We start from the raw sequence: 13,656 nt of genomic DNA on the forward strand, positions 1-13,656 counted from the left end.
TTAACACAGTTGTAATATGAGGTTAATCCCTTGAGTGACATGGCGAAAAACCTAATACTCTGGCTGGTCATTGCCGTTGTGCTGATGTCAGTATTCCAGAGCTTTGGGCCCAGCGAGTCGAATGGCCGCAAGGTGGATTATTCTACCTTCCTGCAGGAGGTCAATCAGGACCAGGTTCGCGAAGCGCGTATCAACGGACGTGAGATCAACGTTACCAAGAAAGATAGTAACCGTTACACGACTTACATCCCGGTGAACGATCCTAAGCTGCTTGATAACCTTCTGACCAAAAACGTCAAGGTAGTTGGCGAGCCGCCAGAAGAACCAAGCCTGCTGGCTTCTATCTTCATTTCCTGGTTCCCGATGCTGCTTCTTATCGGCGTCTGGATCTTCTTTATGCGCCAGATGCAGGGCGGCGGTGGCAAAGGTGCCATGTCGTTCGGTAAGAGCAAGGCGCGTATGTTAACGGAAGATCAGATCAAGACCACTTTTGCAGACGTTGCCGGGTGTGACGAAGCGAAAGAAGAGGTCGGCGAACTGGTTGAATACCTGCGTGAACCGAGCCGTTTCCAGAAGCTGGGCGGTAAGATCCCGAAAGGCGTGCTGATGGTTGGCCCTCCGGGTACCGGTAAAACCCTGCTGGCGAAAGCCATTGCGGGCGAAGCGAAGGTGCCGTTCTTTACTATTTCAGGTTCTGACTTCGTTGAAATGTTCGTGGGTGTCGGTGCATCTCGTGTGCGTGACATGTTCGAGCAGGCCAAGAAGGCAGCACCGTGCATTATCTTCATCGATGAAATCGACGCCGTAGGCCGCCAGCGTGGCGCAGGTCTGGGCGGTGGTCATGATGAACGTGAACAGACGCTGAACCAGATGCTGGTTGAGATGGACGGCTTCGAAGGTAACGAAGGCATTATCGTTATCGCGGCGACTAACCGTCCGGACGTACTTGACCCTGCGCTGCTGCGTCCAGGCCGTTTCGACCGTCAGGTTGTTGTGGGTCTGCCGGACGTTCGCGGTCGTGAACAGATTCTGAAAGTTCACATGCGTCGCGTACCGCTGGCACCAGATATCGACGCGGCAATCATTGCGCGCGGTACCCCTGGCTTCTCCGGTGCGGACCTGGCTAACCTGGTCAACGAAGCAGCTCTGTTTGCCGCTCGCGGTAACAAGCGCGTGGTGTCCATGGTGGAGTTCGAGAAAGCGAAAGACAAAATCATGATGGGTGCGGAACGTCGCTCCATGGTGATGACGGAGGCGCAGAAAGAGTCCACGGCATACCACGAAGCGGGTCACGCGATTATCGGTCGCCTCGTGCCGGAACACGATCCGGTGCATAAAGTGACGATTATTCCGCGCGGTCGTGCGCTGGGTGTGACCTTCTTCCTGCCTGAAGGCGACGCGATCAGCGCCAGCCGTCAGAAACTGGAAAGTCAGATTTCTACCCTCTACGGTGGTCGCCTGGCAGAAGAGATTATCTACGGTGTGGAACATGTTTCTACTGGTGCGTCCAACGACATCAAAGTCGCGACCAACCTGGCGCGTAACATGGTGACGCAGTGGGGCTTCTCCGACAAACTCGGTCCGCTGCTGTATGCAGAGGAAGAGGGTGAAGTCTTCCTGGGCCGTTCTGTGGCGAAAGCGAAACATATGTCCGATGAGACGGCACGTATCATCGACCAGGAAGTAAAATCTCTGGTAGAGCGTAACTATGCACGTGCTCGCCAGATCCTGAACGACAATATGGACATCCTGCATTCGATGAAAGATGCGCTCATGAAGTATGAGACCATCGATGCACCGCAGATTGACGACCTGATGGCGCGCCGTGAAGTACGTCCGCCAGCAGGCTGGGAAGACCCAGGCGCTTCCAATAATTCTGACAACAATGGCACCCCGCGTGCGCCGCGTCCGGTTGATGAACCGCGTACGCCAAACCCGGGCAACACCATGTCAGAACAGTTGGGCGATAAGTAAGTTACTGCTGTTGACGCGTTTGTCTGTACCTCAAACCCTGGAGCTTGCTCCGGGGTTTTTCATTTCTGTTTAACCATATAGATATCAGGGATTTCGCCATGAAATTATTCGCTCAGGACTCGCATCTCGATCTTTCACATCCCCATGTGATGGGGATCCTGAATGTTACCCCTGACTCCTTCTCTGACGGCGGCACGCATAACACGCTTATCGAGGCGGTTAAGCACGCGAATTTAATGATTAATGCGGGTGCTACCATCATTGACGTTGGCGGCGAATCGACGCGTCCTGGTGCGGCGGACGTGTCTGTGGAAGAAGAGCTGGCGCGCGTCGTGCCGGTGGTTGAAGCGATTGCACAGCGGTTTGAAGTGTGGATCTCCGTTGATACCTCTAAACCCGAAGTGATTCGTGAAGTGGCGAGAGTGGGCGCTCACATTATTAATGATATTCGCTCACTCACCGAGCCTGGCGCACTTGAAGCCGCGGCAGAGACGGGGTTACCGGTATGCCTGATGCACATGCAGGGCCAACCGAAAACCATGCAGGAAGCACCGAAGTATGACGATGTCTTTGCCGACGTGAATCGCTTCTTTATTGAGCATATTGCACGCTGTGAACGTGCAGGTATCCCAAAAGAGAAATTGCTGCTCGACCCGGGGTTCGGTTTCGGTAAAAATCTCTCACACAATTATGCGTTGCTTGCGCGCCTGTCGGAATTCCATCATTTTGGCCTGCCGTTACTGGTGGGGATGTCGAGAAAGTCGATGATTGGGCAGTTGTTGAACGTGGGGCCGAGCGAACGCCTGAGCGGCAGCCTGGCCTGCGCAGTGATTGCGGCGATGCAGGGTGCGCACATTATTCGTGTCCATGACGTCAAAGAAACAGTAGAAGCCATGCGTGTGGTGGAAGCCACACTGGCAGCGAAGGAAAACAAACGCTATGAGTAATCGTAAATATTTTGGTACCGACGGTATCCGTGGGCGTGTAGGCGATGCTCCCATCACCCCTGATTTTGTCCTGAAGCTCGGCTGGGCTGCTGGCAAGGTACTGGCGCGTCATGGCTCACGTAAAATTATCATCGGTAAAGACACCCGTATTTCGGGCTATATGCTGGAGTCCGCGCTTGAAGCGGGTCTGGCGGCTGCCGGACTGTCCGCCTCCTTTACGGGCCCAATGCCAACGCCTGCAGTTGCGTATCTGACGCGCACCTTCCGTGCGGAAGCGGGGATTGTCATTTCGGCTTCTCACAACCCGTTCTATGACAACGGCATTAAATTCTTCTCCATTGACGGCACCAAGCTGCCGGATGACGTGGAAGAGGCGATTGAAGCCGAAATGGAAAAAGAGATCACCTGTGTTGATTCCGCAGAGCTGGGTAAAGCGAACCGTATCGTCGATGCGGCGGGGCGTTACATCGAATTCTGTAAAGGTACCTTCCCGAATGAGCTGAGCCTGGCTCATCTGAAAATTGTGGTGGACTGTGCGAACGGGGCGACCTACCACATCGCCCCAAATGTTTTCCGCGAACTGGGTGCGAAAGTGATCGCCATTGGTTGCGAGCCGGATGGTCTGAACATTAACGAGCAGGTGGGTGCAACTGACGTTCGTGCTCTGCAGGCGCGTGTTCTGGCGGAGAAAGCCGATCTGGGTATTGCGCTGGACGGCGACGGCGACCGCGTGATCATGGTCGACCACGAAGGTAACAAGGTCGACGGCGATCAGATCCTCTACATCATTGCACGTGAAGGTCTGCGTCAGGGCCAGCTGCGCGGCGGTGCGGTAGGTACGCTGATGAGTAACATGGGCCTGGAACTGGCGCTGAAACAGCTCGGTATTCCGTTCGTGCGCGCGAAAGTGGGTGACCGCTACGTGCTGGAAAAACTGCAGGAGAAGGGCTGGCGCATCGGTGCAGAAAACTCGGGTCACGTCATCCTGCTCGACAAAACTACCACCGGTGACGGTATCGTGGCCGCGCTGCAGGTGGTTGCCGCGATGGCGCGCAACCATATGAGCCTGCACGATCTGTGCAGCGGGATGAAAATGTTCCCACAGATCCTGGTGAACGTGCGCTTTACTGCTGGCAAAGGCGATCCGCTGGAAAATGAGAACGTCAAAGCGGTGATGGCTGATGTTGAAGCGGCTCTGGGCAGCCGTGGACGCGTGCTGCTGCGTAAGTCCGGTACCGAACCGCTGATCCGCGTGATGGTGGAAGGTGAAGACGAAGCGCAGGTCACCGAATTTGCGCACCGTATTGCGGATGCCGTAAAAGCTGCATAATCTTGCACGCTAAATGTTTAAAAAGGCGGCGTTTGCCGCCTTTGTTTTAAGCAATTCATGGCTTTTTGCTGTTTTTTTCCGCAGTTGATACAATGCGTCGAAAATGCCCTTGCGAAGGTGATTCGCTTTGGTTAGTATTCACACCCGCTTCAGTGGGAAACAAAAATCCTGCTAATTGGTCGAAGCATTGGTATGCGGCAAATCCGCAAGGAACAGGTTGATTATGTACGAAGCTCTTTTAGTTGTTTTCCTTATTGTAGCCATCGCTCTCGTAGCGCTGATTATGCTGCAGCAAGGTAAAGGCGCTGATATGGGAGCCTCCTTCGGAGCAGGCGCTTCCGGTACGCTGTTCGGTTCAAGTGGTTCTGCGAACTTCATGACCCGCACAACGGCGATTCTGGCTACGCTGTTCTTCATCATCAGTCTGGTGCTTGGCAATATCAACAGCAATAAGACCAGCAAAGGAAGCGAGTGGGAAAACCTGAGCGCGCCAGCGAAAACTGAGCAGACTCAGCCAGCTGCACCGGCTAAGCCAACCAGCGATATCCCGCACTAAGTATTCTGTACCGAGGTGGTGGAATTGGTAGACACGCTACCTTGAGGTGGTAGTGCCCTAACGGGCTTGTGGGTTCGAGTCCCATCCTCGGTACCAATATTCCAGAAGAAAGACGTCGAAAGACGTCTTTTTTTTCGTCTGTATATTGTGGTAGCGGGCAAAATGGCGGGTGGCGCTGCGCTTACCCGCCCTACAAATACCAAATAAAAAGGCGCCTGTTGGGCGCCTTTTGCATGTCTTGCTGTCGATTACTTCTTATCGCTGTGTTCCAGGTTTTCAACCTGCGGTAGGCCGTTACCGGAGCTGGCGGAGAGCAGGCCATTCTCAACATAGTTGAACAGCTTCTCACGTGTATCGGTGATGTCCAGATTACGCATGGTCAGCTGACCAATACGATCGTCTGGTGAGAACACAGATTCACCTTTCTCCATAGTCAGACGCTCTGCTTTATAGGTCAGGTTGTCAGACACGGTGTTCAGGATGGAGTAGTCGTTACCGCGACGCAGTTCCAGCGTCACTTCACCGGTGATCGCGCTTGCCACCCAACGCTGCAGCGCATCACGCAGCATCAGCGCCTGTGGATCGAACCAGCGGCCCTGATACAGCAGTTTGCCCAGCTGACGGCCATGAGAGTGATACTGCTCAATGGTGTCTTCGTTGTGAATGCCGGTCAGCAGACGCTCGTAAGCGATGTGCAGCAGCGCCATTCCCGGGGCTTCATAAATGCCACGGCTTTTCGCTTCGATGATACGGTTTTCAATCTGATCGCTCATGCCCAGACCGTGACGACCGCCAATACGGTTAGCTTCCAGCATCAACTCAACATCGTCAGAGAAGGTTTTACCGTTCAGCGCAACCGGATGGCCGCGCTCGAAACGTACGGTCACCTCTTCCGCCTGGATTTTGACGTTCTCGTCCCAGAACTTCACGCCCATGATCGGGTTAACGATCTTCACGCTGGAGTTCAGGAATTCCAGGTCTTTCGCTTCGTGCGTTGCACCCAGCATGTTGGAGTCGGTGGAATAGGCTTTCTCGACTGACATCTTATAGTCGAAACCGCAGGCGATCATAAACTCGGACATCTCATGACGACCACCCAGCTCGTCGATGAAGTCGGTGTCCAGCCATGGTTTGTAAATCTGCAGCTCGGCGTTGGTCAGCAGGCCATAACGATAGAAACGTTCGATATCGTTACCTTTATAGGTGCTACCGTCACCCCAGATGTTGACGCCGTCTTCTTTCATCGCCGCAACCAGCATGGTGCCGGTGACCGCACGGCCCAGCGGGGTGGTGTTGAAATAGGTCAGACCGCCGGTGGTGTTATGGAATGCACCACACTGAATAGCCGCGATACCTTCCGCGACAAGTTGCTTACGGCAGTCAATCAGGCGCGCGTTCTCTGCACCATACTCTTTAGCGCGACGAGGAATGGCATCATAGTCGTCCTCATCCGGCTGACCCAGGTTCGCAGTATAGGCATACGGAACCGCTCCCTTCTGGCGCATCCACAGCAGTGCAGCGCTGGTATCCAGGCCACCTGAGAAAGCGATGCCAATACGTTGTCCTACCGGAAGATGCTTGAGAATCGTCGTCATAGAATAAAACCCTGCTTGATTGACTGATTAGAGACCGCTTTCGCTCTCTTGTGCATTTTTATGCAAAATAAGTGAGTATTCATTTAATCATCTTTTGGCGAAGACCGGAAGAGAGTCATGCGTTTTTTGTAAAAATTTTGGTCTGATCGATCTGGCGGAAGTCGCCTTGACAGGTGGGGTCAACTATCAATATACTAAACGCCGATTTTACGTCCCGTCTTCGGTACCAAATCCCAGCATTATTTGCAAATTCTGTCCAAAACGCGTAGAATTTGCCACGTTTCAGGCGCGGGGTGGAGCAGCCTGGTAGCTCGTCGGGCTCATAACCCGAAGGTCGTCGGTTCAAATCCGGCCCCCGCAACCACTTTCCCATAAAGTTCTTTTTCAAATATACTGTGAAGACTTAGAGCCTTCGTAGCTGGATTTGAAAAAATTCTTTCGGAAAGTGCTCCAGGCCACAGTTGTGGCTATAGGGTTCAGTTATCTAAAGCCCCGATTTATCGGGGTTTTTTGTTATCTGACTACAGAATAACTGGGCTTTACGCCCTTTTTTTATGTCTTGGGGGTGGGCTTGTCCACATTAGAGCAAAAATTAACAGAGATGATTACTGCACCGGTCGAAGCACTGGGCTACGAACTGGTCGGCATCGAATTCGTTCGCGGCCGTACATCGACGCTGCGCATCTATATTGATAGTGAAGATGGCATCAATGTTGATGATTGTGCTGATGTCAGCCACCAGGTGAGTGCGGTTCTTGATGTTGAAGACCCGATTACCGTTGCGTACAACCTGGAAGTTTCCTCACCTGGCCTCGATCGCCCGATGTTCACGGCCGAGCACTATGTGCGCTTTACCGGTGAAGAAGTGGCTCTCGTTCTGCGTATGGCCGTACAGAACCGCCGTAAATGGCAGGGAATTATCAAAGCTGTTGATGGTGAAATGATCACGGTGACAGTCGAAGGCAAAGATGAAGTGTTCGCGCTGAGTAATATCCAGAAGGCGAACCTGGTTCCCCACTTTTAACAGTCTGGATTGAGGTGAAAAGCCCGCGATGAACAAAGAAATTTTGGCTGTTGTTGAAGCCGTCTCCAACGAGAAATCACTGCCGCGTGAGAAGATTTTTGAAGCGCTGGAAAGTGCACTGGCTACAGCAACCAAGAAAAAATACGAACAAGAGATCGATGTTCGCGTAGAAATCGATCGTAAAAGCGGTGACTTCGATACATTCCGTCGTTGGGTAATCGTTGAAGAAGTAACCCAGCCGACCAAAGAGATCACCCTGGAAGCCGCCCGTTTTGAAGACGAAAGTCTGAACGTGGGTGACTACGTTGAAGATCAGATTGAATCTGTGACCTTCGACCGTATCACCACCCAGACCGCTAAACAGGTTATCGTGCAGAAAGTGCGCGAAGCCGAGCGCGCGCTGGTTGTCGATCAGTTCCGCGATCAGGAAGGCGAAATCATCACCGGCGTGGTGAAGAAAGTGAACCGCGACAATATCTCCCTGGAGATCAAATCCGAAGGGTTGCCGGGTAACGCTGAAGCCGTGATCCTGCGTGAAGATATGCTGCCGCGTGAAAACTTCCGTCCAGGCGACCGTATTCGCGGCGTTCTGTACGCCGTTCGCCCTGAAGCGCGTGGCGCACAGCTGTTCGTGACCCGTTCTAAACCAGAAATGCTGGTAGAACTGTTCCGTATCGAAGTACCGGAAATCGGTGAAGAAGTTATCGAGATTAAAGCGGCGGCTCGCGATCCGGGCTCCCGTGCGAAAATTGCGGTGAAAACCAACGACAAGCGTATCGACCCGGTCGGTGCTTGCGTTGGTATGCGCGGTGCGCGTGTCCAGGCAGTGTCTACTGAGCTGGGCGGCGAACGTATTGATATCGTTCTGTGGGATGACAACCCGGCGCAGTTCGTGATCAACGCAATGGCTCCAGCTGATGTGGCGTCTATCGTTGTTGACGAAGACAAACACACCATGGATATCGCTGTTGAAGCGGGCAACCTGGCGCAGGCAATCGGCCGTAACGGCCAGAACGTACGCCTGGCGTCACAGCTGAGCGGCTGGGAACTCAACGTGATGACCGTTGATGACCTGCAGGCTAAGCATCAGGCTGAAGCCCATGCGGCGATCGATACCTTCACGAAATACCTGGATATTGACGAAGACTTCGCCACTGTTCTGGTTGAAGAAGGTTTCTCTACGCTGGAAGAACTGGCCTATGTGCCAATGAAAGAGCTGCTGGAAATTGACGGTCTGGATGAACCAACCGTTGAAGCCCTGCGTGAACGCGCTAAAAACGCACTGACCACCCTGGCACTGGCTCAGGAAGAAAGCCTTGGCGATAAGAAGCCGGCTGATGACCTGCTGAATCTGGAAGGTCTTGATCGTGCGATTGCGTTCAAGCTGGCTGCCCGTGGTGTTTGTACGCTGGAAGATCTCGCTGAGCAAGGCGTTGATGACCTGGCTGATATCGAAGGTTTAACCGACGAGAAAGCCGGCGAGCTCATCATGGCCGCACGTAATATTTGCTGGTTCGGCGACGAAGCGTAATAAACTGTAGCAGGAAGGAACAGCATGACTGATGTAACTGTAAAATCGCTGGCTGCTGAGATTCAGACCTCCGTGGACCGCCTGGTACAGCAATTTGCTGATGCAGGGATCCCGAAGTCCGCTGATGACTCGGTGACCGCGCAAGAAAAACAAACCTTGTTAACGCACCTGAACCGTGAACACGGCTCTACGCCTGACAAGTTAACGCTGCAGCGCAAAACGCGTAGCACGTTAAACATCCCTGGTACCGGTGGCAAAAGCAAATCGGTACAAATTGAAGTCCGCAAGACGCGCACCTTTGTAAAACGTGATCCGCAAGAGGCAGAACGCCTTGCCGCGGAAGAGCAGGCACAGCGTGAAGCGGAAGAACAAGCTCAGCGTGAGGCGGAAGCAGCCGCCAAACGTGAAGCAGAATTAAAAGCTGAACGTGAGGCCGCAGAAAAAGCGAAACGCGACGCAAGTGATAAAGTGAAGCGTGACGCTGCGGAAAAAGACAAAGTGAGCAATCAACAGACAGACGAAATGACCAAAACCGCCCAGGCTGAAAAAGCCCGCCGTGAAAATGAAGCTGCCGAGCTGAAGCGTAAAGCGGAAGAAGAAGCCCGCCGTAAGCTGGAAGAAGAAGCTCGCCGCGTCGCCGAAGAAGCGCGCCGTATGGCAGAAGAAAACGAGAAGAATGGTGTGAATACCGTTGAGCCGACTGAAGACACCAGCGACTATCACGTGACCACTTCTCAGCATGCGCGTCAGGCTGAAGATGATAACGACCGTGAAGTGGAAGGCGGTCGTGGCCGTGGCCGTAATGCAAAAGCTGCGCGTCCGGCGAAAAAAGGCAACAAGCACGCTGAATCCAAAGCTGATCGTGAAGAAGCACGCGCGGCTGTTCGCGGTGGTAAAGGCGGCAAGCGTAAAGGTTCCGCTCTGCAGCAGGGCTTCCAGAAGCCTGCTCAGGCCGTTAACCGTGACGTTGTGATCGGCGAAACCATTACCGTTGGCGAACTGGCGAACAAGATGGCGGTTAAAGGCTCTCAGGTCATCAAAGCGATGATGAAACTGGGCGCCATGGCGACCATCAACCAGGTGATCGATCAGGAAACCGCACAGCTGGTTGCTGAAGAGATGGGCCACAAAGTAATCCTGCGTCGTGAAAACGAGCTGGAAGAAGCAGTAATGAGCGACCGTGATACTGGCGCTGCGGCTGAACCGCGTGCACCGGTTGTGACCATCATGGGTCACGTTGACCACGGTAAAACCTCTCTGCTTGACTACATTCGTTCTACTAAGGTTGCCTCGGGTGAAGCGGGTGGCATTACCCAGCACATCGGTGCATACCACGTAGAAACTGACAACGGTATGATCACCTTCCTGGATACCCCAGGCCACGCCGCGTTTACCTCAATGCGTGCTCGTGGTGCTCAGGCGACGGATATCGTTGTTCTGGTTGTTGCCGCAGACGACGGCGTGATGCCACAGACCATCGAAGCTATCCAGCACGCGAAGGCTGCAGGTGTGCCAGTTGTGGTTGCAGTGAACAAGATCGATAAGCCAGAAGCGGATCCCGATCGTGTTAAAAACGAACTTTCCCAGTACGGTATCCTGCCGGAAGAGTGGGGCGGTGAAAGCCAGTTCGTACACGTGTCTGCGAAAGCGGGTACCGGTATCGACGAACTGCTGGACGCGATCCTGCTGCAGGCCGAAGTTCTGGAGCTGAAGGCCATCCGTAACGGTATGGCGAGCGGCGCGGTGATCGAATCCTTCCTGGATAAAGGTCGTGGCCCGGTTGCTACCGTTCTGGTTCGTGAAGGTACGCTGCATAAAGGCGATATCGTTCTGTGCGGTTTCGAATACGGCCGCGTTCGTGCGATGCGTAACGAACTGGGTCAGGAAGTGCTGGAAGCGGGTCCGTCCATTCCAGTGGAAATCCTGGGTCTGTCCGGTGTTCCGGCTGCCGGTGACGAAGTGACCGTTGTGCGTGACGAGAAGAAAGCGCGTGAAGTGGCACTGTATCGTCAGGGCAAATTCCGTGAAGTTAAACTGGCTCGTCAGCAGAAATCTAAACTCGAGAACATGTTTGCCAACATGACCGAGGGCGAAGTTCACGAAGTGAACATCGTTCTGAAAGCCGACGTTCAGGGTTCTGTGGAAGCGATCTCCGACTCCTTGCTGAAACTGTCTACCGACGAAGTGAAAGTGAAGATCATCGGTTCGGGCGTAGGTGGTATCACCGAAACCGACGCTACCCTGGCTGCTGCCTCTAACGCTATCCTGGTTGGCTTCAACGTTCGTGCGGATGCGTCTGCGCGTAAAGTGATTGAATCCGAAAGCCTGGATCTGCGTTACTACTCCGTCATCTATAACCTGATCGACGAAGTGAAGGCCGCGATGAGCGGTATGCTGTCTCCTGAGCTGAAACAGCAGATCATCGGTCTGGCTGAAGTACGTGACGTGTTCAAATCACCGAAATTCGGTGCGATCGCGGGCTGTATGGTGACCGAAGGTAACATCAAGCGTCACAACCCAATCCGCGTACTGCGTGACAACGTGGTTATCTACGAAGGCGAGCTGGAATCCCTGCGCCGCTTCAAAGATGACGTTAACGAAGTCCGTAACGGCATGGAATGTGGTATCGGCGTGAAGAACTACAACGACGTTCGCGTTGGCGATATGATCGAAGTGTTCGAGATCATCGAAATTCAGCGTACCATCGCGTAATCTTCGTCGGCTGAAGATTGGTTGACGTAGGCCGGGTAAGCGAAGCGCCACCCGGCAATAATTTCAAAAAGGGGCTTTAGCCCCTTTTTTGTCTGGAGAATTTATTATGGCGAAAGAATTTGGTCGCCCTCAGCGCGTAGCGCAGGAAATGCAGAAAGAGATCGCACTCATTCTGCAACGTGAAATTAAAGACCCACGTGTCGGCATGATGACCACCGTTTCCGGTGTCGAAATGTCCCGTGATTTGGCCTATGCCAAAGTGTTCGTCACCTTCCTGAACGATCAGGACGAAGCGGCAGTGAAAAACGGCATTAAAGCGCTGCAGGAAGCCTCTGGTTTCATCCGCTCCCTGCTTGGCAAAGCGATGCGCCTGCGTATCGTGCCTGAACTGACCTTCTTCTACGACAACTCGCTGGTCGAAGGTATGCGTATGTCCAACCTGGTGACCAGCGTGGTTAAACATGACGACGAGCGTCGTGTTAACCCGGCGGACGACAGCAAGGAGGACTAATGAGTCGTCCTCGTCGTCGTGGTCGCGACGTGCATGGTGTGCTGCTGCTGGATAAACCCCAGGGCGCTTCCAGCAACGACGTGCTGCAAAAAGTTAAGCGTATTTATAACGCCAACCGTGCGGGCCACACCGGCGCGCTCGATCCGCTGGCAACCGGCATGCTGCCGGTCTGCCTGGGAGAGGCGACAAAGTTTTCCCAGTATCTGCTCGACTCCGATAAGCGTTACCGCGTTATCGCTAAACTGGGCCAGCGCACGGATACCTCCGACGCGGACGGTCAGGTAGTAGAAGAGCGCCCGGTGACCTTCAGCGCGGAGCAGCTTGATGCGGCGCTGGAAAGCTTCCGTGGTGACACGATGCAGGTGCCGTCGATGTATTCGGCGCTGAAATATCAGGGCAAGAAGCTCTACGAATATGCGCGCCAGGGCATTGACGTCCCGCGTGAAGCCCGTCCGATAACCGTGTATGAGCTGCTGTTTATTCGCCACGAAGGTGATGAGCTTGAGCTGGAAGTGCACTGTTCGAAAGGGACCTATATTCGCACCATCATCGACGATCTCGGTGAAAAGCTGGGCTGCGGCGCACATGTGATTTACCTGCGTCGTCTGGCGGTGAGCAAGTACCCGGTAGAGCGGATGGTGACCCTGGAGCAACTGCGCGAGCTGGTAGAACAGGCGGAAGTGCAGGGGATCGCGCCGGCAGATTTGCTGGATCCATTGCTGATGCCGATGGACAGTCCGGCAGCGGACTTCCCGGTTGTTAATCTTCCTTTAACATCCTCCGTTTACTTTAAGAACGGCAACCCGGTTCGTACGGCGGAAGCGCCGCTGGAAGGACTGGTACGCGTGACCGAAGGCGAAGAAAGGAAATTCATCGGTATGGGCGAAATGGATGGTGAAGGGCGCGTTGCGCCGCGTCGTCTGGTCGTCGAGTATCCGATCGAAGCATGACGGTGATGACGGCTCACCTTGCGATAAGCAGGGGAGACGAGTAGAATATCGCCGCTTAACGCCTGGTAAATTGTTTAACAATCTGCGGGGCGTACATGGGGTCGCTGAATTAGAGATCGGCACCCTTACATTCTTTATACTTTGGAGTTTGAAAATGTCTCTAAGCGTTGAAGCTAAAGCTAAAATCGTTTCTGAGTTTGGTCGTGGTACTAACGACAGCGGTTCTACCGAAGTTCAGGTTGCACTGCTGACTGCACAGATTAACCACCTGCAGGGTCACTTTGCAGAGCACAAAAAAGATCACCACAGCCGTCGTGGTCTGCTGCGTATGGTTTCTCAGCGTCGTAAACTGCTCGACTACCTGAAACGTAAAGATGTTGCACGCTACACCGCGCTGATCGAGCGTCTGGGTCTGCGTCGCTAAGTCTTGCGAGTTTCAGAAAAGGGGGCCTGATGGCCCCTTTTTTCAACCAGACGGCAGCAATTCACTGGAAACTATTGTATTGTTGCTATAAATGATCTTCAT

The 13,656-nt window shown here is 53.7% G+C and carries 11 protein-coding genes and 2 tRNA genes; 12 read left to right on the plus strand and 1 reads right to left on the minus strand.

Annotation, left to right across the window (positions count from 1 at the left end; genetic code table 11):
• Positions 1 to 39: 39 nt before the first annotated feature.
• From ftsH to AC0TN7_RS12695, 5 genes are all read left to right on the plus strand, one after another.
• Positions 40 to 1,974 (plus strand): ATP-dependent zinc metalloprotease FtsH, encoded by a 1,935-nt coding sequence (ftsH, locus tag AC0TN7_RS12675; RefSeq protein WP_010436002.1) that lies wholly within the window; start codon positions 40 to 42, stop codon positions 1,972 to 1,974.
• Positions 1,975 to 2,072: 98 nt separating this feature from the next.
• A complete protein-coding gene (gene folP, locus AC0TN7_RS12680) occupies positions 2,073 to 2,921 on the plus strand; it encodes a dihydropteroate synthase (protein WP_024906364.1) in 849 nt (282 codons plus the stop codon).
• Positions 2,914 to 4,251, plus strand: a complete 1,338-nt coding sequence (glmM, locus tag AC0TN7_RS12685) for a phosphoglucosamine mutase (RefSeq protein WP_024906365.1) — start codon at positions 2,914 to 2,916, stop codon at positions 4,249 to 4,251. Before folP ends, glmM begins: the two co-directional genes overlap by 8 nt.
• 223 nt (positions 4,252 to 4,474) lie before the next feature.
• Positions 4,475 to 4,807 (plus strand): preprotein translocase subunit SecG, encoded by a 333-nt coding sequence (secG, locus tag AC0TN7_RS12690; RefSeq protein ID WP_023309338.1) that lies wholly within the window; start codon positions 4,475 to 4,477, stop codon positions 4,805 to 4,807.
• A 9-nt stretch (positions 4,808 to 4,816) separates the two neighbouring features.
• Positions 4,817 to 4,903 (plus strand) — tRNA-Leu (locus AC0TN7_RS12695).
• Positions 4,904 to 5,055: 152 nt separating this feature from the next.
• Here AC0TN7_RS12695 and argG read toward each other — a convergent pair.
• Positions 5,056 to 6,402, minus strand: coding sequence for an argininosuccinate synthase (gene argG / locus AC0TN7_RS12700; RefSeq protein ID WP_024906366.1), 1,347 nt, complete (start codon positions 6,400 to 6,402; stop codon positions 5,056 to 5,058).
• A 287-nt stretch (positions 6,403 to 6,689) separates the two neighbouring features.
• Here argG and AC0TN7_RS12705 point away from each other — a divergent pair.
• The 7 genes from AC0TN7_RS12705 (at position 6,690) to rpsO (ending at position 13,554) form a co-directional block, all read left to right on the plus strand.
• Positions 6,690 to 6,766, plus strand: a tRNA-Met gene (locus AC0TN7_RS12705).
• A 207-nt stretch (positions 6,767 to 6,973) separates the two neighbouring features.
• Positions 6,974 to 7,426 (plus strand): ribosome maturation factor RimP, encoded by a 453-nt coding sequence (rimP, locus tag AC0TN7_RS12710; RefSeq protein WP_014833432.1) that lies wholly within the window; start codon positions 6,974 to 6,976, stop codon positions 7,424 to 7,426.
• Between the two features lie 28 nt (positions 7,427 to 7,454).
• The gene (gene nusA, locus AC0TN7_RS12715; protein ID WP_003861798.1) at positions 7,455 to 8,957 is read left to right on the plus strand and encodes a transcription termination factor NusA; all 1,503 of its coding nucleotides are present in this window, start codon (positions 7,455 to 7,457) and stop codon (positions 8,955 to 8,957) included.
• A gap of 24 nt (positions 8,958 to 8,981) precedes the next feature.
• Positions 8,982 to 11,669, plus strand: a complete 2,688-nt coding sequence (infB, locus tag AC0TN7_RS12720; protein ID WP_048992084.1) for a translation initiation factor IF-2 — start codon at positions 8,982 to 8,984, stop codon at positions 11,667 to 11,669.
• A 106-nt stretch (positions 11,670 to 11,775) separates the two neighbouring features.
• Entirely contained in the window at positions 11,776 to 12,180 is a 405-nt protein-coding gene (gene rbfA / locus AC0TN7_RS12725; protein WP_003024988.1) for a 30S ribosome-binding factor RbfA, read from the plus strand.
• Positions 12,180 to 13,130 carry a tRNA pseudouridine(55) synthase TruB gene (gene truB / locus AC0TN7_RS12730; protein ID WP_473702185.1) on the plus strand — a complete coding sequence of 317 codons (951 nt, stop codon included), beginning with the start codon at positions 12,180 to 12,182 and terminating at the stop codon, positions 13,128 to 13,130. Before rbfA ends, truB begins: the two co-directional genes overlap by 1 nt.
• Positions 13,131 to 13,284: 154 nt before the next feature.
• On the plus strand, positions 13,285 to 13,554 hold the full coding sequence (rpsO, locus tag AC0TN7_RS12735) for a 30S ribosomal protein S15 (protein ID WP_003861789.1): 270 nt from the start codon (positions 13,285 to 13,287) through the stop codon (positions 13,552 to 13,554).
• Positions 13,555 to 13,656 lie beyond the last annotated feature (102 nt).

This window comes from Enterobacter sp. PL_is511, from assembly GCF_055816065.1.